This is a genomic window from Aurantimonas sp. (assembly GCF_964217435.1).
Lineage (GTDB): Bacteria > Pseudomonadota > Alphaproteobacteria > Rhizobiales > Rhizobiaceae > Aurantimonas > Aurantimonas coralicida.
In genome coordinates this window covers 42,463-62,128 of the sequence record NZ_CAXPJM010000020.1, presented here as the reverse complement: position 1 = coordinate 62,128, position 19,666 = coordinate 42,463, and the positions used below count along the sequence as shown (strand labels likewise).

16 protein-coding genes are annotated in these 19,666 nt (G+C 67.4%); 10 read left to right on the top strand and 6 right to left on the bottom strand.

Annotation, left to right across the window (positions count from 1 at the left end; translation table 11 throughout):
* Positions 1 to 16 precede the first annotated feature (16 nt).
* Together ACEQX1_RS08690 and ACEQX1_RS08685 are read right to left on the bottom strand one after the other, a co-directional pair.
* Positions 17 to 223, bottom strand: a complete 207-nt coding sequence (locus tag ACEQX1_RS08690; protein ID WP_370195503.1) for a DUF1737 domain-containing protein — start codon at positions 221 to 223, stop codon at positions 17 to 19.
* Positions 220 to 1,104: a CoA ester lyase gene (locus ACEQX1_RS08685; RefSeq protein ID WP_370196731.1), complete on the bottom strand. Its 885-nt coding sequence runs from the start codon at positions 1,102 to 1,104 to the stop codon at positions 220 to 222. The genes ACEQX1_RS08690 and ACEQX1_RS08685 overlap by 4 nt, the downstream gene beginning before the upstream one ends.
* A gap of 146 nt (positions 1,105 to 1,250) precedes the next feature.
* On the opposite strand from ACEQX1_RS08685, the gene leuD reads away from it, so the two are divergent.
* Both leuD and ACEQX1_RS08675 read left to right on the top strand, forming a co-directional pair.
* On the top strand, positions 1,251 to 1,856 hold the full coding sequence (leuD, locus tag ACEQX1_RS08680) for a 3-isopropylmalate dehydratase small subunit (RefSeq protein WP_024349365.1): 606 nt from the start codon (positions 1,251 to 1,253) through the stop codon (positions 1,854 to 1,856).
* Between the two features lie 164 nt (positions 1,857 to 2,020).
* Positions 2,021 to 2,635, top strand: coding sequence for a hypothetical protein (locus ACEQX1_RS08675; protein WP_370195505.1), 615 nt, complete (start codon positions 2,021 to 2,023; stop codon positions 2,633 to 2,635).
* Between the two features lie 308 nt (positions 2,636 to 2,943).
* On the opposite strand, the gene leuB is transcribed toward ACEQX1_RS08675, so the two are convergent.
* Positions 2,944 to 4,065: a 3-isopropylmalate dehydrogenase gene (gene leuB, locus ACEQX1_RS08670; protein WP_230787750.1), complete on the bottom strand. Its 1,122-nt coding sequence runs from the start codon at positions 4,063 to 4,065 to the stop codon at positions 2,944 to 2,946.
* 208 nt (positions 4,066 to 4,273) lie between these two features.
* Between leuB and ACEQX1_RS08665 the strand changes: the two genes are divergently transcribed.
* The 4 genes from ACEQX1_RS08665 to ACEQX1_RS08650 all read left to right on the top strand — a co-directional run bounded on the left by ACEQX1_RS08665 (position 4,274) and on the right by ACEQX1_RS08650 (position 10,055).
* Positions 4,274 to 5,227: a mechanosensitive ion channel domain-containing protein gene (locus tag ACEQX1_RS08665; protein WP_370195506.1), complete on the top strand. Its 954-nt coding sequence runs from the start codon at positions 4,274 to 4,276 to the stop codon at positions 5,225 to 5,227.
* A 249-nt stretch (positions 5,228 to 5,476) separates the two neighbouring features.
* Complete coding sequence (locus tag ACEQX1_RS08660) at positions 5,477 to 6,508, top strand: aspartate-semialdehyde dehydrogenase (RefSeq protein ID WP_228239223.1); 1,032 nt, start codon at positions 5,477 to 5,479, stop codon at positions 6,506 to 6,508.
* Positions 6,509 to 6,753: 245 nt separating this feature from the next.
* Positions 6,754 to 7,419 carry an OmpA family protein gene (locus ACEQX1_RS08655; RefSeq protein WP_024349360.1) on the top strand — a complete coding sequence of 222 codons (666 nt, stop codon included), beginning with the start codon at positions 6,754 to 6,756 and terminating at the stop codon, positions 7,417 to 7,419.
* 302 nt (positions 7,420 to 7,721) lie between these two features.
* The gene (locus ACEQX1_RS08650) at positions 7,722 to 10,055 is read left to right on the top strand and encodes a putative bifunctional diguanylate cyclase/phosphodiesterase (RefSeq protein WP_370196730.1); all 2,334 of its coding nucleotides are present in this window, start codon (positions 7,722 to 7,724) and stop codon (positions 10,053 to 10,055) included.
* 31 nt (positions 10,056 to 10,086) lie between these two features.
* Here ACEQX1_RS08650 and ACEQX1_RS08645 read toward each other — a convergent pair whose 3' ends face one another.
* Entirely contained in the window at positions 10,087 to 11,928 is a 1,842-nt protein-coding gene (locus ACEQX1_RS08645; protein WP_370193519.1) for an acyl-CoA thioesterase, read from the bottom strand.
* Positions 11,929 to 12,156: 228 nt separating this feature from the next.
* Here ACEQX1_RS08645 and ACEQX1_RS08640 point away from each other — a divergent pair, with 228 nt between their 5' ends.
* The gene (locus ACEQX1_RS08640) at positions 12,157 to 12,810 is read left to right on the top strand and encodes a hemolysin III family protein (protein ID WP_024349357.1); all 654 of its coding nucleotides are present in this window, start codon (positions 12,157 to 12,159) and stop codon (positions 12,808 to 12,810) included.
* 37 nt (positions 12,811 to 12,847) lie between these two features.
* Here ACEQX1_RS08640 and ACEQX1_RS08635 read toward each other — a convergent pair whose 3' ends face one another.
* Positions 12,848 to 15,232, bottom strand: a complete 2,385-nt coding sequence (locus ACEQX1_RS08635) for a transketolase (RefSeq protein WP_370196729.1) — start codon at positions 15,230 to 15,232, stop codon at positions 12,848 to 12,850.
* 166 nt (positions 15,233 to 15,398) lie between these two features.
* On the opposite strand from ACEQX1_RS08635, the gene ACEQX1_RS08630 reads away from it, so the two are divergent.
* Entirely contained in the window at positions 15,399 to 15,869 is a 471-nt protein-coding gene (locus ACEQX1_RS08630) for an Lrp/AsnC family transcriptional regulator (RefSeq protein WP_370196728.1), read from the top strand.
* Positions 15,870 to 15,892: 23 nt separating this feature from the next.
* On the opposite strand, the gene ACEQX1_RS08625 is transcribed toward ACEQX1_RS08630, so the two are convergent.
* Positions 15,893 to 17,485, bottom strand: a complete 1,593-nt coding sequence (locus tag ACEQX1_RS08625; protein WP_370193516.1) for a gamma-glutamyltransferase family protein — start codon at positions 17,483 to 17,485, stop codon at positions 15,893 to 15,895.
* A 296-nt stretch (positions 17,486 to 17,781) separates the two neighbouring features.
* On the opposite strand from ACEQX1_RS08625, the gene ACEQX1_RS08620 reads away from it, so the two are divergent.
* Together ACEQX1_RS08620 and ACEQX1_RS08615 are read left to right on the top strand one after the other, a co-directional pair.
* Positions 17,782 to 18,717: a dihydrodipicolinate synthase family protein gene (locus ACEQX1_RS08620; RefSeq protein WP_188075501.1), complete on the top strand. Its 936-nt coding sequence runs from the start codon at positions 17,782 to 17,784 to the stop codon at positions 18,715 to 18,717.
* Positions 18,707 to 19,495, top strand: a complete 789-nt coding sequence (locus tag ACEQX1_RS08615) for an SDR family oxidoreductase (RefSeq protein ID WP_188075271.1) — start codon at positions 18,707 to 18,709, stop codon at positions 19,493 to 19,495. Before ACEQX1_RS08620 ends, ACEQX1_RS08615 begins: the two co-directional genes overlap by 11 nt.
* Positions 19,496 to 19,666 lie beyond the last annotated feature (171 nt).

Sequence of the window (19,666 nt, the reverse complement as noted above, 5' to 3'; positions counted from 1 at the left end):
CCTTGCAGAATGTCGGTTATTGCTCGCCGAGTTTCATGGCCGGGTCGTAGTCGCGGCCCTCGACGATCTTGGTCACTGCCTGGCCGCAGCGCATCGTGCCCGACGCCGCGTCGAAAGCGTAGGTCGGCGCGCCGTGCAGTTCCCAGCCTTTCGACAGTGCCAGCGAGACCTTGTGGCAGAAGCTGGAATCGTCCGGCCCGGAGAGGAAGCGGTAGAGTTTCATGCCGTCGTCCCGCGTTCGGCGATCTTGTCGCGCATCTGGAGAAGTGCCTGCGCCTGGGTCAGATGCAGCCGTTCGACCATGCGGCCATCGATCTGCAGGACGCCCTTGTCCCGGTTTTCAGGCTCTGCGAAGGCGGCGACCACCCGCTCGGCCCAGACGATCGCCTCCGGATCGGGCGAAAAGGCCTGATTGGCCGCCGCGATCTGGCTCGGGTGGATCAGCGTCTTGCCGTCGAAGCCCATGCGCCGGCCGGCCGCACATTCGGCGGCAAAGCCCTCCGCATTGCGGAAATCGGCATAGACGCCATCGAGAACGGCGAGGTCGTAGGCTTTCGCCGCGACGACGATCTGCATCATCCACGGCATCAGTTCGGCCCGGTCCGGTCCCGGTTCGATGCCCGTCGACAGGGCGATGTCGTTGGGCCCGACGATGAGTGCGCCGAGCCGGTTCCGGCTGCCCTCGCGGGCGATCGTGCCGACGTCGAGAATGCCGAGCGGCGTCTCGATCATCGCCCAGAGCTTCAGCGTCTCCGGTGCGTCGGTTTCGGCCAGCGCGACCGCGGCCTCCCGCAGCATCGCAACGGTTTCGACCTTGGGCAGCAGGATCGCATCGACCCCGGCGCCGCGCGCCATCAGCAGGTCTTCGGTGCCCCATTGCGTGTCGAGCGTGTTGATCCGTACGATCCGCTCGCCCGTGAAGGAGCTGTCCTGCAGATGCGTGCGCAGGCGCTCGCGCGCCGCGTCCTTCTCGTGCGGGGCGGCGGAATCCTCGAGGTCGTAGATCAGGCCGTCGGCGGCGAGACCGTCGGATTTCTCCAGCGCGCGGGCATTGGCGCCGGGGACGAAGAGCAGCGAGCGGCGGGGGCGAAAGGGCGTGGTCATGGCCGATGTCATGGCCGATTCAGCCGCGCGAGGCAATCGCCGGGCCGGCCTGGGCGACGCCTCGGTTTGCGCCTCGGCGGCGCCATGCTATCTCCCCGGGCGAGGAACATCCGCCGACACCATCGGCGAGCCAAGGGGATGGAGCCATGCAGAAATTCGACCGCCTGACCGGGATCGCGGCGCCACTGCCGATCATCAACATCGATACCGACATGATCATCCCCAAGGACTATCTGAAGACGATCAAGCGCACCGGCCTCGGCGCTGGCCTGTTCGCCGAGTCGCGCTTCAACCGGGACGGCTCGGAGAACCCGGACTTCGTCCTCAACAAGCCGGCTTACCGCAATGCTGAGATCCTCGTGGCGGGCGACAATTTCGGCTGCGGCTCGTCGCGCGAGCATGCGCCCTGGGCGCTGCTCGACTTCGGCATTCGCTGCGTGATCTCCACGTCCTTCGCCGACATCTTCTACAACAACTGCTTCAAGAACGGCATTCTGCCCATCAAGGTGACGCCCGAGCAGCTCGAACTCTTGATGGACGACGCCGAGCGCGGCGCCAATGCCCGCCTGACCATCGATCTGGAAGCCCAGACCATCTCCGGCCCCGACGGCGGCGAGATCACCTTCGAGATCGACCCGTTCCGCAAGCACTGCCTGCTCAACGGTCTCGACGACATCGGCCTGACCATGGAGAAGGCCGAGACCATCGGCTCCTACGAACAGGATCTGGCCGAGCGCCGTCCCTGGGCCTGAGCCTGTTCCGCTGTCATCGCGGGGGGCCTTTCCAGCCAGCGGTCGATAGACGGCGGATCATTCGGCTGGTTGCCGCGCGCCACATCCGCGGCAGTTAGGCGGAGCATTGCCGGCGCGATCGCCTTCTGGTCGCCGCAGGCGCAGAACCGGAAGGATCGGCCGGCATGCTCACCTGGATGACCGACAACAGCGGCGCGCTCAACGTCGTCCTGAACGCCGCCATGCTCGGCGTCTGGGGTGTCTATCTGCAGATCATGGTGACCAGCTACCGGCGCCAGCGCCGGTCTTCCATCCTGATCACCCGCGGCGCCGGTCACGGCATCCGCTCGCGCTGCCTGATCACCAATATGGGCGCCGAACAGGTCTATGTGACGAGCCTGCTGGCAACGGTCACCGCGGGCGACGAGACGCGCGAATACACGCTCACCGACCTGCGCGACCTACCGGAAGACCTGGGCGAGGATCCGCACTCCGCCATGCGCCAGGGCAGCCTCGGCACCGGGCGCTACATGGATCTGGGGCATTTCGACGAGTTGCTGAAGGAGATCACCAGCACCGATCCGGAATTCACCCGCAACGCCACGATCGACACCTTCGTGCTGACCGTGGTGGCGCTCTACGGCACCGAGCGGATGCCGGTCGGCGCGACGCGCAGTTTCGCCATCAAGAAGGACGAGGACGGCAACCGGCAGATCGTGCCGCATTCGGTGGAGACGCGGCAGATGCGCGGCCGCCGCGACCGCAAGACGCTGCGCAACAAGCTGATGAAGCACATGTAGACTTCGCCGCCACGGCGCTTTTCAAGGTCCTGAACGAAAAACGGCCGGCCTCTCGCGAGGCCGGCCGTCTTCATGTCGTCGCCGTCTGTTCGACGGGCGGTAAGGTCAGGCCCGGCGTGGTGCCCGGCGGGGCTCTTCGCCGCGGCCGAGGAACTTCTTGGCCACCCAGCCGACGATGACTGCCTTGAGAATGCTCTTGATCATCCTGCGCTCCTGTCGAAGTTATCTTGCGCAAACAACGCAGATGTCCCCGAGCGGTTGCGTCCCGGTCACGCGAGGATGATCGTTCCTGCCGTTGCTGGCCCCGTTCAGGCGGCCTTGGCGAGCGTCTCGCGGAAGCGTGCGGCCACCGCGTCGCCCATCTCCTCGGTGCCGACCTGGCGGCAGCCCTCGCCCATGATGTCGCCAGTGCGCACGCCCGATTCCAGGACGTCGGCGACCGCGCCCTCCAGCGCATCGGCCTCGGCGACCATCTGGAAGGAATAGCGCAGGCACATGGCGAAGGAGGCGATCATCGCCAGCGGGTTGGCGACGCCCTTGCCGGCAATGTCCGGCGCCGAGCCGTGCACCGGCTCGTAGAGCGCCCGGCGCGTGCCGGTCTTCTCGTCGGCGGCGCCCAGCGAGGCCGAGGGCAGCATGCCGAGCGAGCCGGTCAGCATCGCCGCGATGTCGGAGAGCATGTCGCCGAACAGATTGTCGGTGACGATGACGTCGAACTGCTTGGGCGCGCGCACAAGCTGCATGCCGCCGGCGTCAGCCAGCATGTGCTCCAACTCCAGATCGGCATATTCGTCGCGATGGATGCGCGTGACGACCTCGTTCCAGTAGAGGCCCGACTTCATGACGTTGCGCTTTTCCATCGACGTCACCTTGCCGCGACGGGTGCGGGCGAGGTCGAAGGCGGCCCGGGCGATGCGCTCGATCTCGTAGGTATCGTAGACCTGCGTGTCGATGGCGCGCTTCTGGCCGTTGCCCAGGTCGATGATCTCCTTGGGCTCGCCGAAATAGACGCCGCCGGTGAGCTCGCGCAGGATCAGGATGTCGAGACCCTCGATCACCTCGCGCTTCAGCGAGGACGAGCCCGCCAGCGCCGGATAGCAGATCGCAGGGCGCAGATTGGCGAAGAGCTCCATGTCCTTGCGCAGTCGCAGAAGCCCGGCCTCGGGGCGCTTGTCGTAGTCGACGCCATCCCATTTCGGCCCACCGACGGCCCCGAACAGCACCGCGTCGCTGGCCATGGCAAGCTCCATGGTCGCGTCGGAAATCGGCGCGCCTTCCGCATCATAGGCGCAGCCGCCGACAAGCGCGGTCTCGGTCTCGAAGCCGGCGCCGACCATCTCGTTCATCAGGGCGGTGAGCTTCTCCACCTGTGCCGTCGTCTCGGGGCCGATCCCGTCGCCGGGCAAAAGCAGGAGCTTGCGGGTCGTCATCTTGGCGTATCCTCCATGGTGCCATTCATCGTGCCGGCTTTACACCAAAGGACGCCGCTGGACACCCTGCCGATCCGGCGCACGGTCCGCAGATTGTGGCCGAGCCGGCAGGGGCGCCCCGAGAAATGCCGCCAAATGGCCTTGTTCCGTCAAGGCGCCGTTAACCGCGCGGGACCATAAGCGGGCGATACGAAGGAAGCGTCGGCGCATGTCTGGCAGCCGGCCCGCAAGGGCCCGGCCCGGCAACGCCATGGAGAGTTGCGTGCCGTTCTTCATCCCGACCCCGATCGCCGACAATCTGATGTGGAGCCTCGCGATCCTCGTGGCGACATTCGGCCTGCGCTGGGCCGGGGAATGGTTCGCCACCCGCAACACCGATCCGATCGAGGCCCGCCAGCGCCGCTTCACCATCCGCGCCATCACCAACGCCGTCGTTGCCGTGGCGCTGCTCGGTATCTGGCTGAGCGAGATCCAGAACCTCCTGTTCTCGCTGGCCGCCGTCATGGTGGCGCTGGTCGTAGCGACCAAGGAGCTGATCATGTGCATCGCCGGTTCGGTGCTGCGCTTCGGCGGTCATCTCTTCAAGGTCGGCGACCGCATCGACATCAACGGCATCCATGGCGAGGTAATCGATCACGGCCTGTTCTCCACGACGATCATGGAGCTGCCGCCCCATCATCTCGGCCATTCGGGCACCGGCCGCGTGGTGATGCTGCCGAACGCGATCCTTTTGACCGGACCGGTGCGCGTCGGCGCCCAGCCCCGGCACTTCTTCCCGCACCGCTTCACCCTGACGCTCGAAGGCCCGGTGCCGGTGCGCGAGACCAAGGCGCGGATCGAGGCGGCTGCCGAAGCTGCGCTCGCCGACGATCTCGACCGGGCGACGCGCTTCCACCGGCTGGCGGCCGGCAAGGCCGGCGCCGAGATCGCCGGGCCGGGCTACGAGGTGACGGTCGGCACCTCCGACATCGGCAAGTTGCAGTTCCACGTCATGCTCTATTGCCTCGTCCAGGATGCGGGCGCCCTGCAGCAGGCGATCACGCTGGAGGCGCTCGAGGGCCTCGGCGCCGCCCGCACGGTCAAGCCCGGCGAGCAGCGGACCTGGGACGAGATCGCCCGGCAGCTCAGGGAAGCGGCGCGACCGCGCGAGGCCGCCGCCTGAGCGGCGACAAGGCCCTGCCAGGCAGGGGCCGAAGCGTGGTCGGCGGGCCCGAGACCAGGGCGTGTCGGGTGGGCCGAACCCGGCCCGCGCAATTGACAAGCCCCGTGCATCCGCGCATATCGCGCCTCATGTCCGTACGCTGCACCGTCAAACCGTCGACTCTGTGACGCCGCCTGCCCCGCTGGTCTCCCCCGGGGCAGAGACGCGAGCGTGCGAAGATCGAGCGGGGAGAGCGAAGGATTGCATCCCATGGGTTACAAGGTCGCCGTCGTCGGCGCTACCGGCAATGTCGGGCGCGAAATGCTGGAAATCTTGGCCGAGCGCGGATTTCCCGCCGACGAGGTCGTGGCGCTGGCCTCGCGCCGCAGCCAGGGAACCGAGGTCTCGTTCGGCGACAAGACGCTGAAGATCGTCGCGCTGGACCAGTATGATTTCAACGGCACAGACATCTGCCTGATGTCGGCGGGCGGCGACATCTCCAAGGAATGGTCGCCGAAGATCGCCGCCGCCGGCTGCGTCGTCATCGATAATTCCTCGGCCTATCGCTACGATCCGGACGTGCCGCTGGTCGTGCCGGAAGTGAACGCCGATGCCGTCGAGGGCTTCCGCAAGAAGAACATCATCGCCAATCCGAACTGCTCGACGGCGCAGCTCGTCGTGGCGCTGAAGCCGCTGCACGACGTCGCGACGATCAAGCGGATCGTGGTGTCGACCTACCAGTCGGTCTCCGGCGCCGGCAAGGAAGGCATGGACGAGCTGTTCAAGCAGAGCCGCGCGGTCTTCGTCGCCGACGAGATCGAGCGCAAGAAGTTCACCAAGCGCATCGCCTTCAACGTCATCCCCCATATCGACGTCTTCATGGAAGACGGTTCCACCAAGGAAGAGTGGAAGGTGATGGCCGAGACCAAGAAGATGCTCGACCCGAAGATCAAGGTCACCTGCACCGCCGTTCGCGTGCCGGTCTTCATCGGCCATGCCGAAGCGGTGAACATCGAGTTCGAGAAGCCGATCACCGCCGACGAGGCCCGCGACATCCTGCGCGAGGCACCGGGTTGCCTCGTCATCGACAAGCATGAGGACGGTGGCTACATCACCCCCTACGAGTCGGCCGGCGAGGACGCGACCTACATCTCGCGCATCCGCGAGGACCAGACCCTCGACAACGGCCTGAACATCTGGGTCGTCGCCGACAATCTGCGCAAGGGCGCGGCCCTGAACACGGTCCAGATCGCCGAATTGCTGGTCAATCGCGGTCTCCTGAAGCAGCGCGACGCCGCCTGAGGCACCGTTCTGCGATCGCCCGGTCCGCCGGGCGATCGCTGCCGCGCGGCCCTCGTGCCGCGCCCGTTTCGCTCCCCCTTCTTTCCGGTCTGCGTCCGGCTCCGGCGTCTGTGTCGGCAACGCCGCCGCATCTGTGGCCGTGCCGCAACGTTCCAGCCACATTCCAGACATCTGTGCTGTCTAACGGCCATCGGACCGGGACATTTCGTGCGGGCTTCGCCCCGCCTCACACATCTGGACTTTCGCTGATGAAGAAGCTCGCTTTCGTTCTCGCCCTCACCGTGGCCTTCGCCGGCTGCACGACCGATCCCTATACCGGCGAGCAGAAGCTCTCCAATACCGTGGGCGGTGCCGGCATCGGCGCCGGCGTCGGCGCGCTCGGCGGCTATCTGGTCGGCCGCGCCGCCGGCGTGGATTCCGGCCGCGCCGCACTGATCGGCGCCGGTATCGGCACGCTCGGCGGCGGCGCCGTCGGCGCCTATATGGACAACCAGGAAGCCAAGCTGCGCGATCAGCTGCGCGGCACCGGCGTGTCGGTCACCCGCGTCGGCGACCGCATCATCCTGAACATGCCGTCCAACATCACCTTCCCGACCGACCAGTCGTCGATCCTGCCGGCCTTCTACCCGACCCTGAACTCGGTCGCGCTGGTCCTGAAGGAATACGACAAGTCGATCGTCAACGTGTACGGCCACACCGACAGCCAGGGCTCCGACGGCTACAACTTCACCCTGTCGCAGCAGCGCGCCTCCTCGGTCAGCCAGCTTCTGGCGTCCCAGGGCGTCGATCCGCGCCGCCTGAACACCCAGGGCTTCGGCGAGAGCCAGCCAGTCGCCTCCAACGACACCGAGTCCGGCCGCGCCCAGAACCGCCGCGTCGAGATCGCGATCTCGCCGCTCACCGCGGGCTGAACGCGGCGCGCCCATCCGGCGCGACCATCGTCGACGAACATGCAAGGCCGTCCGGGATATCCCGGGCGGCCTTTCCGTCTGTTGGGCGCCTGCGGTGGACCGATGGCAGGCCGCCCGGAATTGTCGCGAACATGGCGTACAAAGCGTTGCGGGAGATCAATCTCCGGTCGCCTTAACCCCATGCAGGATCAGGCTTTCTCGCTCCGGTTGCGGCCGCCGTTCAGCATAAATTAAGAGCCGGCCCCTAACACTTCGCCGGTGTGCCTGAAACCAGCCCGCTGCGGGCGGTAGGATGGATCGATTTGTTCAGGGCCCTGGCCTCCTATCTGATCGACATGGATCGCAAGCCCCGCCGGCTGGAGCTGCAACTTCAGGAGCGGGTCCGCGTCGAGCAGCTGGACTTTGCCCTCCGCCTCGCACCCTTTACCGTCATCACCAGCATCAGCGTCGTCCAGGTCGTCTCCTACCTGTTCTGGCGGCCCGAGCTGGCCGGCTATCTCGTGCTTCTGCAAGGCCTTGCGATCCCCGCGACCGTCATCGCGCTGGAGCGCTGCTGGCGCTGGCGCAGCTCGGCCAAGCCGCAACGGGTCGACAGCAGCTATGTCGAATGGTTCGCCCGGCTGGCGCTGTTCGCCGGCACGCTTCTGGGATCCATTCCGCTGGTGCTGTTCGCGCAGGCCGGCGCCGACGGGCGTCTGCTCATCGCATCGACCTGCGCCGGCCTGATCGCCACGGGTATCGGCCTCGCCGTCGTGCCGCGTGCGGCGATCAGCTTCACCGGCCCGATCGTGGCGGGGAGCTTCGTGGCGCTGGCGACCACCGGCGAAGCCTTCTACATCTTCGTGGCGGTGCTCCTGGCCATCTATTCGGGCTTCATCTTCGCCACGATCGTGCATCTCAGTCGGCTCGTGACCATGCGGGCCGCCTCGCAGGTCGAGCTGGAACGCCAGCAGGAACTGACCAATCTCCTCCTCAACGATTTCGAGGAGAATGCCAGCGACTGGCTGTGGGAGACCGACGGCGATCTGCGGCTGCGCCATGTCTCGGCCCGCTTCGGCGAGGTCGCCAATACCCGCATCGAGGATCTGCAGGACCGCCCGCTCGGCGAATTGCTGCCGCCGCCGGTCCGCACCGGCGAGGCCCATGCGGCGGCCATGCTGTGGTCGTCGATCGGCGCGCGCCTGCCCTTCCACAAGATCGTCCTGCCGGTGGATGTCTCGGGCAGCGACCGCTGGTGGGCGCTGAGCGGCAAGCCGATCATCGACACCGCCGGCCGGTTCTCGGGCTATCGCGGCGTCGGCTCCGACGTGACGCAGAAGAAGACCACCGACGACCGCCTCGCCTATCTGGCCAGTCATGACGCCCTGACCGAGCTGCCCAACCGCTCGCTCTTCCAGGAAAAGCTCGCCGAGGCGCGCAACGGCGATCCGGACCAGGTCCGCTTCGCCGTGCTGCGGCTCGATCTCGATGCGTTCAAGAGCGTCAACGACACCTTCGGCCACGGCATCGGCGACGCGCTGCTGCGCAATGTCGCCGGACGCCTCCTGAGCTTCGCCGACCCGGCCAGGACCATCGCGCGGCTGGCCGGCGACGAATTCGCCATCGTCGCCAATGGCCACGACCGCGAGGCGGCGGCCGAGCTTGCCGGCCACCTGGTGGACCGGATCAGCGCGCCCTACCGGATCGGCGACCTGAGGATCTCCGTCGGCGTCAGCATCGGCATCGCCACCGCCCCGGAGAACGGCTCGGAAGAGGTCATGCGCCGCGCCGACGTCGCGCTCTACCGCATGAAGCAGGAGGGCGGTCGCAGCTTCCGCTTCTACGAAGCGCAGATGGACGAGCAGATCGAGGAATGCCGCGCCCTGACCGGCGAGCTGCGCGGCGCCCTGGAGCGGCGCGAATTCATCCTCCACTTCCAGCCTCTGGTCTCGGCACGGGCCGCGACCATCGAGGGCTTCGAAGTGCTCCTGCGCTGGCAGCACCCGACCCGCGGACTGGTGCCGCCGGACGAGTTCATCCCGCTGGCAGAGCAGAGCGGCGCGATCATCCCGCTGGGCCAGTGGGTGATCCGCGAAGCCTGCCGCATCGCCGCCGCTTGGCCGTCGAAGCTGACGGTCGCCGTCAATCTGTCGCCCATCCAGTTCCGCCACAGCGATGTGGTCGCCATTGTTCGCGACGCGCTGCAGGAGAGCGGGCTCGCCGCCGAGCGGCTGGAACTGGAGATCACCGAATCGGTGTTCCTGGAGGCCACGCAGGAAATCCTCGACATCCTGCGGACCCTGCGCGGCATGGGCGTCAGCCTGTCGCTCGACGATTTCGGCACCGGCTATTCCAGCCTCAGCTATCTGCGCCGCGCGCCCTTCACCAAGATCAAGATCGACCGCAATTTCGTCCGTGACCTGCCCGACGCCAAGACCGACGTCGCCATCGTCCGGGCGGTCGTGCAACTGGGCACCAGCCTCGGCATGACGGTGACGGCCGAAGGGGTCGAGACCCTCGCCCAGCAGACCTGCCTCGCCGAACAGGGCTGCCACCAGTTCCAGGGCTATCTCTACAGCCGCCCGGTCCCGGCCGAAGAGGCCGAGGCCCTGATCCGCAAGCCGCGGCTGAACCTCGTGAACCCGCACGCGGCCTGAGCGCCGCGCGCCTGCGCCGCTCGGTCGCCGTTCAGATGCTGTTCTGGGCGGCCCGTGTGGGCAGGCCGGCGACATCCGGCGTCTCGCCCAGATGCGGCGATTCCTTCGGCCAGTAGGGCAGGAAGCCGCTGATGATGTCGCGCGGAATGTCCAGCGGCCGGTATTGCTCGGTATCGACGAACATCAGCGATTGCTCGCCGCGTCCGAGCAGACCCTGGCTTTCGCTGTGGATCTCGTGGGCGAGCGTCACGAACTTGCGATTGTGGCGGGCGATCCTGATGCGGACGGTCACCGGATCGAACTCGCTCGCCTCGCGGCGGAAGTCGTGGTTGAACGACTTGGTCAGCACGTAATAGTTCGTCGTCTTCAGGTCGAAATCCGGCATGCAGATGTTGAAGAACAGCTCGCGCGCCTTGCCGACCCAGCGCACGTAATTGGCAAAATAGACGTTGCCGACCGAATTGGTGTCGTCATAGGTCGGCATCAGCTTCATCACGAAGGTCTGGCCGTCGAAGCCGTGGGACAGGCTCGTATTCGTCGACGGGCTTGGCAAGTTCTCGTTGCGCGGGACGAGCTCGACCCGCGTCGGGATCGACCCGGACGGCATCGGCGCGAGCCCGGTGGCCACTTCCGGCGGCGCGCCGAAGAGCAATTGCCCCAGCATCGGGAAGGCGCCGATCAGCGCCAGCAACGGCGCCCCGGCAACGAAGGCCGGGATCGGCGCCACATGGCCGATCAGGAAGATCAGCATGGCGGCCAGCCCGATCAGGTAGCACAACACCGGATCGTAGCGCCGTGTCGCCCCCAGCACCTCGCCGACGAGGCAGGCCGCGCCACCCACCAGCAGCGTCGCGAAGGGCAGCATCAGGGCGATCTGGGAGAGCTGCGCCGACAAGGCGAGACCGGCGACGCCGGCGGCCGCCGCCAGAAGCCACAAGGGCGACGACACCAGCCCGGCCGGAACGAAGGCGAGCAGCGGGCTGAGGCTGCGCTCCGTCAGCGCTCCCAGATGCCAGCGCGTTGCCACGTAGAAGCTGTCGATGGTGGTCAGCGCGGCGACCACCGACCAGACCAGATAGGCCAGGATTGCCAGACCCGAGCCGCTGCCGGCCAGCGCCAGCGCCACGGCAGGCTGCGCCTGGGCAACGCCATCGGCCGAGGTGAAGGTGATCAGCCCCGCGGCCCCCGCGAGAACCGCGTTGAGGCACAACAGCCCGAGGAACAGGAGCGATCCCGCACCATAGGCGACGCGCACGGAGCCGCCCTCGCGATGGATTTCCAGAACCCGCTGCCATTGCTGCACATCCATCCACGGCCCGAGCAGGAAGCCGACGAGGGTCGGGATGACAAGGCCGTAGAAGGTGGCATCGAGCGAGGCCAGCGGCACGTCGGGCAGGTTGGCGTTCGCCGGCAGGCCGGTCAGGGCGACGCCGGCCGCGGTTATGCCGACCAGGAGCATCGCCACATGCAGGAGCTTCAGCCGAATGAGCGGCAGGGCGTGGCCGATGGCGCAGCCCATCAAGACGAGCAGCCCCACCATGATCGCCGCATCGCCGCCGAAGAGCGGCTGCCATACATAGGCGACGAAGCCGAAGATGGTCAGCGCCACGGCGCCGAGCTGGCACAGGAGAAAGATGCCGCCATAGGCGCTCTGGACCTGCCGGAAGATGGCGGCGGGGTCCCGGTTCGGCGCGCCGAGCACCCAGCCGAACAGGAACAGTCCGGTGATGTTGGCGGTGGCGAAGGCGGCGAAGGCCAGCCAGCCATGGGTCAGGGTGACGTGGATCGCATAGAAGAAGCCGAGGCCCCACAGCCAGGACATCGCGATGGTCGGCGCCCAGAGAACGGATCTGAGAATCGAAAACTGGGTCATTGCGCACCATGTTCCTGAGTATCGCGGCTGGCGCGACGGCGCCCGGATGTTAACCTTCGATTAACAAAACCCACACTGCAATCAAAGACTACGGACACAAGTCCACGAGGGGCGACGGCGCTACGGCATGTCGCATCCCCAAGCGAAGACGACGCCGTCACAGTCGGCGAAACGACAGATCCATGGCATTTTGTCGCGGGATCGCAGGAAGAAGGATGATGGAGCCGAATGCCAGACGCACATCCCGGCGCCGTCCGCTGGAGCTATTCCGTCAGTGAGCTGCGCGCCGACGCGGCCGTTCACGCCGTCGGCGTCCTCGCGGCGCTGAGCGGCAGCCTCGTCTTCCTGATCGCCATGGTCGGCGAGGTGTCGGCGGGAGTCTTTGCGGCGGTGACGATCTATCTCGCCACGCTGCTGTTCTCGATCGGCATTTCGGCCGCCTACAATGTCTGGCCGGTGTCGCGGATCAAATGGATGCTGCGCCGGCTCGACCATTCGGCGATCTACCTGCTGATCGCCGGCACCTACACGCCCTTCCTGGTGCGCAGCCAGACCTGGTGGCTGCTGACCGGCGTGTGGAGCATCGCGGCGGTGGGCATCACGCTGAAGATCGCCCGGCCGGGACAGTTCGACCGGCTGTCGATCCTCCTCTACCTCGCCATGGGCTGGAGCGGCATCGTCGCCTACGACCATCTGTCGACGCAGCTGCCGCCGCAGGTGCTCTGGCTGATCGTCGCCGGTGGGCTGGTCTATTCGATCGGCGTCATCTTCCATCTGATGGAACGGCTGCGATTCCAGAACGCCATCTGGCACGCCTTCGTCGTGGCCGCTGCGGCGATCCATTTCGTCGCCGTCTGGGATTCCACCCTGATCACCGTCTAGGCGGTCCCGGTCCGCACAGCCGTCCCGTTCGCGCCTGCTAGTGCGCTGCCACGGCCGCGATCTCGGCGGGCAGTTGCAGGGCGCCGTCGGCCGCCGCGACGATCGCCTCGGCATCGATCCCGAAATGGCGGTAGAGATCGCCGATCGTCCCGGTCTGGCCGAAGCGTTCGACGCCGAGGGGGATCGTGCGGTGGCCACCGACGCCGCCGAGCCAGGACAGGGTGGTCGGATGGCCGTCGATGACGGTCACGATCCGGCAATGGCGCGGCAGGCGTGCGAACAGCCGCTCGGCATGGCTGTTCGCCCGGCGATCTCCCTGCCGGCGGGCCCGCTGCGCGGCGCTCCAGCCGGCATGCAGCCGGTCGGCCGAGGTCACTGCCAGGACGCCGATGTCGCGATGGCGCTGGCCGAGCCTGCCGGCGGCGGCGATGGCCTCGTTCGCGACGGCGCCCTGATAGGCGATGACCAGTTCGCAGTTCGGCCCGGGCTTGCGCATCCAGTAGGCACCGTCGACGACGCCCTGTTCGAAATCGGCGCTGGAGCGGCGGCCCGGCTGTTCCAGCGGGTTGGTCGTCAGCCGCAGATAGACCGAACCGCCGGCCGCATCGCCGAGGCTCGTGCGGGGGTCGGGCGTCAGCTCCCCGTCCCGCTGCATATGGGCGAAGCCCCAGCCCATGATGATTGCCAGCTCGTCGACGAAGCCGGGCTCGAAGGCGGCGAGACCATCCTGCGTCATGCCGATCAGCGGCGAACCGATCGACTGGTGGGCGCCGCCCTCGGGCGCCAGGGTCACGCCGGAGGGCGTGCCGACCACCATGAAGCGGGCGTCCTGGTAGCAGGCGTAGTTCAGGGCATCGAGGCCGCGCGCCACGAAGGGATCGTAGACGGTGCCGATCGGCAGCAGGCGCCGGCCGTTCAGCGAATGGGACAGCCCCGCCGCGCCGAGCAGCAGGAAGAGGTTCATCTCGGCAATGCCGAGCTCGATATGCTGGCCCTCCGGCGTGAACTCCCATTTCGCCGTGGACGGAATCTTCTCGGAAATGAAGGTGTCGGTCTGGGCCTTGCGGGCGAACAGCTTGCGCCGGTTCACCCAGGGGCCGAGGCTGGTCGTGCCGGTCACGTCCGGCGACATGGTGACGATGCGCGCGGCCAGCTCGCTGTCGGTCCTGGAGATGTCGTCGAGGATGCGGCCGAAGCCGGCCTGGGTGGACATCTCGCGCTCAGCCCGCGTGGCGATCGCCGGAACGGGAATCGGCCGGTCAGAATGCCGGCGCGTGCCCTCGGCGAAGAACGGCACGTCGGCGAGAAAGGCACGCAGGGCGTCAGGGTCCTCGACGGTGGCGTAGGGGTCCCATTCGGCGCCCTCCGCGACACCCATATGGGCCTGCCATTCGGCCATCTGCGCCTTGTTCATCAGGCCGCCGTGATTGTCCTTGTGGCCGGCAATCGGCGTGCCCCAGCCCTTGATCGTATAGGCGAGGAAACAGACCGGCCGGTCGTGGTCGACCCCGCGGAAGGTCTCGGCCATGGTGTGCACGCAGTTGCCGCCGAGATTTTCCATCAGCTCGGCCAGTTCGTCGTCGCTGCGGCGGTCGATCAGCGCGGTGACGTCGCCCTGGTCGCCGAGCGCGTCCATCAGCCGGGCCCGCCAGACCGCGCCGCCCATGAAGGTCAGCGCCGCATAGAGCTGGTTCGGGCAGGCGTCGATCCACGCCTTCAGCGTCTGGCCGCCCGGCTCCTCGAAGGCGGCGCGCTGCAGCCGGCCATACTTGATCCGCACCACGTCCCAGCCGAAGGCGTCGAAGATCTTCTCGACCCGCTGGAACAGCCCTTCGCGCACGATGCCGTCGAGGGACTGGCGGTTGTAGTCTATGACCCACCAGGTGTTGCGCAGGTCGTTCTTCCAGCCCTCCTGCAGGCATTCATAGACATTGCCCTCGTCGAGCTCGGCGTCGCCGACGAGGGCGATCATCCGGCCGAGGGGGATGTCGGCGCCCCAGGATTTGGCCTGGACATAGTCCTGGACGAGCGAGGCGAAGGAGGTGATGGCGACGCCGAGGCCGACCGAACCGGTGGAGAAGTCGACGTCGTCGACGTCCTTGGTCCGAGACGGATAGGACTGGACGCCGCCATAGCCGCGGAAATTCTCCATCCGCTCGCGGGTCTGGTGGCCCATCAGATACTGCATCGCGTGGAAGACCGGCGAGGCATGGGGCTTGACCGCCACCCGGTCCTGCGGCCGCAGGGCCGAGAAATAGAGCGCCGTCATGATCGAGACGAGCGAGGCCGAGGAGGCCTGGTGGCCGCCGACCTTGATGCCGTCGACCTTCGGCCGGATGTGGTTGGCATGGTGGATCATCCAGTGCGACAGCCACAAGAGGCGCTGCTCGACGGTTTTCAGATGGTCCATTTCGCTCGACATCGGCAGCTCTCCCGGAAGTCTCTCCCTCCCCGGCGGGGCGCAGCGGCGCAGGCCGCGACTGCCGGAGACCCTGCGAACGCTATCACCGGGCGCGAAGCGCTTTCTTGCGAAGACCTGCGTATGAAGGTAGCGATCCAGCAGCTTTCCACTTCGCGAGAGGCTGATCGTGGTGAATACCCCCAAGATCGACGAGATCGACCTGCGCATCCTGCGCGCGCTGCGGGCGGACGGGCGGATGTCGGCGGCCGATCTCAGCCAGCGGGTCGGCCTCAGCGCGACGCCGGTCATCCGCCGGCTGCGCCAGCTCGAGGAGAGCGGGGTGATCACCGGCTATGCGGCGCTGATCGACGAGGTGGCGCTGGGCTTTGCCCTCTCCATCTTCGTCTCGGTCAAGCTCGACCGGCAGGTGGACGTGGCGCTGCGCAGCTTCGAGGCTGCGATCCTGCGCTTTCCCGAGGTCGTTGATTGCTGGCTGATGACCGGCAATCGCGATTATCTGCTGCGCATCGCCGTGACCGGGCTGAAGGAGTTCGAGGCGCTGATGATCGAGCGTCTCGTCAAGATCGACGGCGTTGCGTCGATCGAATCCTCGATCCCGCTGCGGCGCATCAAGTCGGGCATCTCGCGCACGCCCTGACGCGCCGGCTTCTCAGCAGGACGTCAGAAGCCGACGGCCTGCCCGTCCTTGCGCGGGTCGGAGCCGGCGACATAGCCGCCCTCGACCCGGTGGACGAGCTGCGCCCCGCCGAAGCCATAGGAGGTGTCGGGCATCTCGCGGCTGATCCGGTGGCCCATTGCCTCGAGCTGCGCGATCACCGCGTCGCCGGCCGCCGCCTCCACCGCGACGTCCAGCCCCTCGACGATGCGCCAGCGCGGCGCGTCGACGGCGGTCTGCGGGTCCTGGCCCCAGAGCTGGGTCCGCAGCACCATCTGCACATGGCCCTGCGCCTGGATCGGGCCGCCCATCACGCCGAAGCTCATCAGCGGCTGGCCGTCCTTCATCAGGAAGCCGGGGATGATGGTGTGGAAGGGCCGCTTGCCGCCGGCAACCTCGTTGGGATGGCCCTTTTCCAGCGAGAAACCGGCGCCGCGATTCTGCAGGCTGATGCCGGTGCCCGGCACGACGACGCCCGAGCCGAAGCCGGCGTAGTTCGACTGGATGAAGGAGATCATCATGCCATCCGCATCGGCGGCCGACAGATACACCGTGCCGCCCTGCTTCGGCGCGCCGGCCTTGAAGTCCTGCGCCTTCTGCGGATCGACCAGCCTGGCGCGGCTTTCCAGATAGGCCGGATCGAGCAGATGCGTCTCCTCGACCTCGCGCATGTGCTCGCGATCGGCGACGAAGGCCCACATGTCGCGAAAGGCGAGCTTCATCGCCTCGATCTGCAGATGCAGCGCCTCGGCACTGTCCGGCGCGAAGCGTTCGAGCCCGAGATGCTTGAGGATGCCGAGCGCCATCAGCGCCGCGATGCCCTGCCCGTTGGGTGGGATCTCGTGCAGATCGACCCCGCCGTAATCCTGGCTGATGGTGCCGCACCATTCGTTCTCGTGGGCGGCCAGGTCCGCCTCGGTCATGGCGCCGCCGGTCTCGCTGGCAAAGGCGGCGATGCGCGCGGCCAGTTCGCCGCGATAGAAGGCCTCGCCCCGCGTCTCGGCGATCAGGCGCAGCGAGCGGGCGAGATCGGCACTGCGATAGAGCGTGCCGGCGGCGGGCGTCGCGCCACCCGGCATGAAATGCTCGGCGAAACCGGGCTGCGCCGAGAGGATGTCGGCGCCCCGCGCCCACAATTCGGCGATGATCGGCGAGACCAGAAAGCCGTCCTCGGCATAGGCGATGGCGGGCGCGATGAGATCGGCGAAGGGCAGCTTGCCGAAGCGCTCCGACAGGTCGCGCCAGGCGGAGACGGCGCCGGGCACGGTCGCACTGTCCCAGCCGCGCTGGGGCATCGCGGCCTTGCCGGCAAAGCGCTCCGGGCTCCAGGCCATCGGCGCGCGGCCCGAGGCGTTGAGGCCGTGCAGTTCGCTGCCCTCCCAGACGATGGCGAAGGCGTCGCTGCCGAGGCCGTTGCCGGTGGGCTCGACCAGCACCAGCACGGCCGCCGCCGCGATCGCCGCGTCGACGGCATTGCCGCCTTTCGCGATCATCGACAGGCCGGCCTGCGAGGCCAGCGGCTGCGAGGTGGAGACGATGTTGCGGGCGAAGACGGGCGAGCGACGGGACGCGTAGAGCGTGTCGTGACGAAAGTGCATGCGGGACTGTTCCTCCTGAGAACCGGCGAGCCGGACCCCCTCCCGAGTCCTGCGCGGCGAGAATGCGCCGCGTCCGGCACCGATGGCAACCGGCATGCCAGCGCCATGGGATGGACAGACGCCCAACGATCTTTCCGGCCCGCCTCCCGGGCACCGGAGAGACGTCGTCGCAGGTTGCATACAATCATGCAGGGGGCTACGCCGTGTCGGGGGAAATCGCGCGCCGGCCGGTTTCGAGGTCTCGAAACGCCGGCCGCAGACAGCATTCAGGGAGAATCATCGCCGTGCCAGCCACAATGATCGACCGCGACAGTCGCGGCGTCTTCATCATCGCCGCAACGCCCTTCACCGACGACGGCGCGCTCGATCTCGCCAGCACCGACACGCTGGTCGACTTCTATCTCGACAGCGGCGTCAACGGCATGACGATCCTCGGGATCATGGGCGAGTCGAACAAGCTCACCCCCGAGGAATCCCGCACCTTTGCCAAGCGCGTGCTCGACCGGATCGACGGCCGCATCCCGGTGATCGTCGGCGCTTCGGGTGCCGGCATCGACAACATGAAGCGCTCGGTCGATTCCGTCATGGAAATGGGCGCGGCCGGCGTGATGATCGCCCCGACGCCGGGACCGGCGGTCGAGGACCGGATCATCAATTATTTCGGACAGGTCTGCGAGGCGCTCGGCCCCGACGTGCCGATCTGCTTCCAGGACTTCCCGCAGACCACCGGCGTGCCGGTCTCCTCGGCGACGATCCTGACCCTGACCCGCAACCACAAGCAGATCGTCATGCTCAAGCATGAGGATTCGCCCGGCCTCGCCAAGATCACCGCGGTGCGCACCAAGTCCGGCACCGCCGACACGCCGCGCATGTCGATCCTGTGCGGCAATGGCGGGCTCTATTTGCCGCAGGAGCTGCAGCGCGGCGCCGACGGCGCGATGACCGGCTTTGCCTATCCGGAGATGCTCGTCGAGGTGGTGCGACGCCACCATGCCGGCGACGTGGACGGCGCCGAGGACCTGTTCGACGCCTATCTGCCGATCCTGCGCTACGAGCAGCAGCTGGTCTTCGGCCTCGCCGCCCGCAAGGAAGTGCTGCGTCGCCGCGGCGCCATCGCCTCGGCCCGCGTGCGCGCGCCGGGACCCAAACTCTCACCTGCCGATCACACCGATATCGACCGGCTGATGAAACGCACCGAAATCAAACTGGAAAGGCTCGGCCATGGATCTTGATCTCAACGGCAAGCGCGCCCTCGTTCTCGCCTCATCGCGCGGCCTCGGCCTCGGCATCGCCGAGGCGCTGGCGGCCGAAGGCGCCAACGTCCTCCTGTGCGGGCGCAGCGCCGACAAGCTGGCGGCCAATTGCGAGGCGATCAACGCCCGCGGCGCCGGCAAGGCCGACTACATCGCCGCCGACCTCGCCGATGCGAGCTTCGTCGAGACGCTGCATCAGGCCGCCCTCGACAAGCTCGGCGGCATCGACATCCTGGTCAACAACACCGGTGGTCCGCCTCCGGGCGGCGCCGTCGGCATGGATGTCGCCGTGCTCGAGAAGCAGTTCCAGATGATGGTGCAGCGGGTCATCGACCTGACCAACCGCGTGCTTCCGGGCATGCGCGAGGCGGGCTGGGGCCGGATCCTGACCATCGCCTCCTCGGGCGTCATCCAACCGATCCCGAACCTCGCCCTGTCCAACACCCTGCGTTCGGCGCTGGTGGGCTGGTCGAAGTCGCTGTCGAACGAGGTCGCCGGCGACGGCGTCTGCGTGAACATGCTGCTGCCGGGCCGCATCCACACCGAGCGCGTCGACGAACTCGACAACGCCAATGCCTCCAAGTCCGGCAAGGCGGTCGAGGACGTGCGCGAGGCCTCGCGCCTCGCCATTCCGGCCAAGCGCTATGGCGACGTGGCGGAATTCGCCGCGGTGGCGGCGTTCCTCGTCTCCGGCAAGGCCAGCTACGTCACCGGCTCGGTGATCCGCTGCGACGGCGGCGCCACCAAGTCCGTCTGACGCCGATCGGTGTATCGCGGGCGGGGCCGACAGGTCCCGCCCGCCGCGCAACGCCGTCGCATCCCTGCCCGACAGCTCGAAAACTCGTGCCTGCCACCTGTCCGCCGACGGCCCAAAGGGTTGTTGCGGCTGCATTTCCGGCTGCCGCGTTGCATGCGGCGTCGCGACGGG

Bases quoted from the DNA above. Each gene is read 5' to 3' on its own strand.
- ACEQX1_RS08690 (WP_370195503.1), bottom strand. From the start codon at position 223: ATGAAACTCTACCGCTTCCTCTCCGGGCCGGACGATTCCAGCTTCTGC.
- ACEQX1_RS08635 (WP_370196729.1), bottom strand. From the start codon at position 15,232: ATGTCGAGCGAAATGGACCATCTGAAAACCGTCGAGCAGCGCCTCTTG.
- ACEQX1_RS08615 (WP_188075271.1), top strand. From the start codon at position 18,707: ATGGATCTTGATCTCAACGGCAAGCGCGCCCTCGTTCTCGCCTCATCG.
- ACEQX1_RS08620 (WP_188075501.1), top strand. From the start codon at position 17,782: ATGATCGACCGCGACAGTCGCGGCGTCTTCATCATCGCCGCAACGCCC.
- ACEQX1_RS08665 (WP_370195506.1), top strand. From the start codon at position 4,274: ATGTCTGGCAGCCGGCCCGCAAGGGCCCGGCCCGGCAACGCCATGGAG.
- ACEQX1_RS08645 (WP_370193519.1), bottom strand. From the start codon at position 11,928: ATGACCCAGTTTTCGATTCTCAGATCCGTTCTCTGGGCGCCGACCATC.
- ACEQX1_RS08625 (WP_370193516.1), bottom strand. From the start codon at position 17,485: ATGCACTTTCGTCACGACACGCTCTACGCGTCCCGTCGCTCGCCCGTC.
- ACEQX1_RS08660 (WP_228239223.1), top strand. From the start codon at position 5,477: ATGGGTTACAAGGTCGCCGTCGTCGGCGCTACCGGCAATGTCGGGCGC.
- leuB (WP_230787750.1), bottom strand. From the start codon at position 4,065: ATGACGACCCGCAAGCTCCTGCTTTTGCCCGGCGACGGGATCGGCCCC.
- ACEQX1_RS08640 (WP_024349357.1), top strand. From the start codon at position 12,157: ATGCCAGACGCACATCCCGGCGCCGTCCGCTGGAGCTATTCCGTCAGT.
- ACEQX1_RS08675 (WP_370195505.1), top strand. From the start codon at position 2,021: ATGCTCACCTGGATGACCGACAACAGCGGCGCGCTCAACGTCGTCCTG.
- ACEQX1_RS08685 (WP_370196731.1), bottom strand. From the start codon at position 1,104: ATGACCACGCCCTTTCGCCCCCGCCGCTCGCTGCTCTTCGTCCCCGGC.
- leuD (WP_024349365.1), top strand. From the start codon at position 1,251: ATGCAGAAATTCGACCGCCTGACCGGGATCGCGGCGCCACTGCCGATC.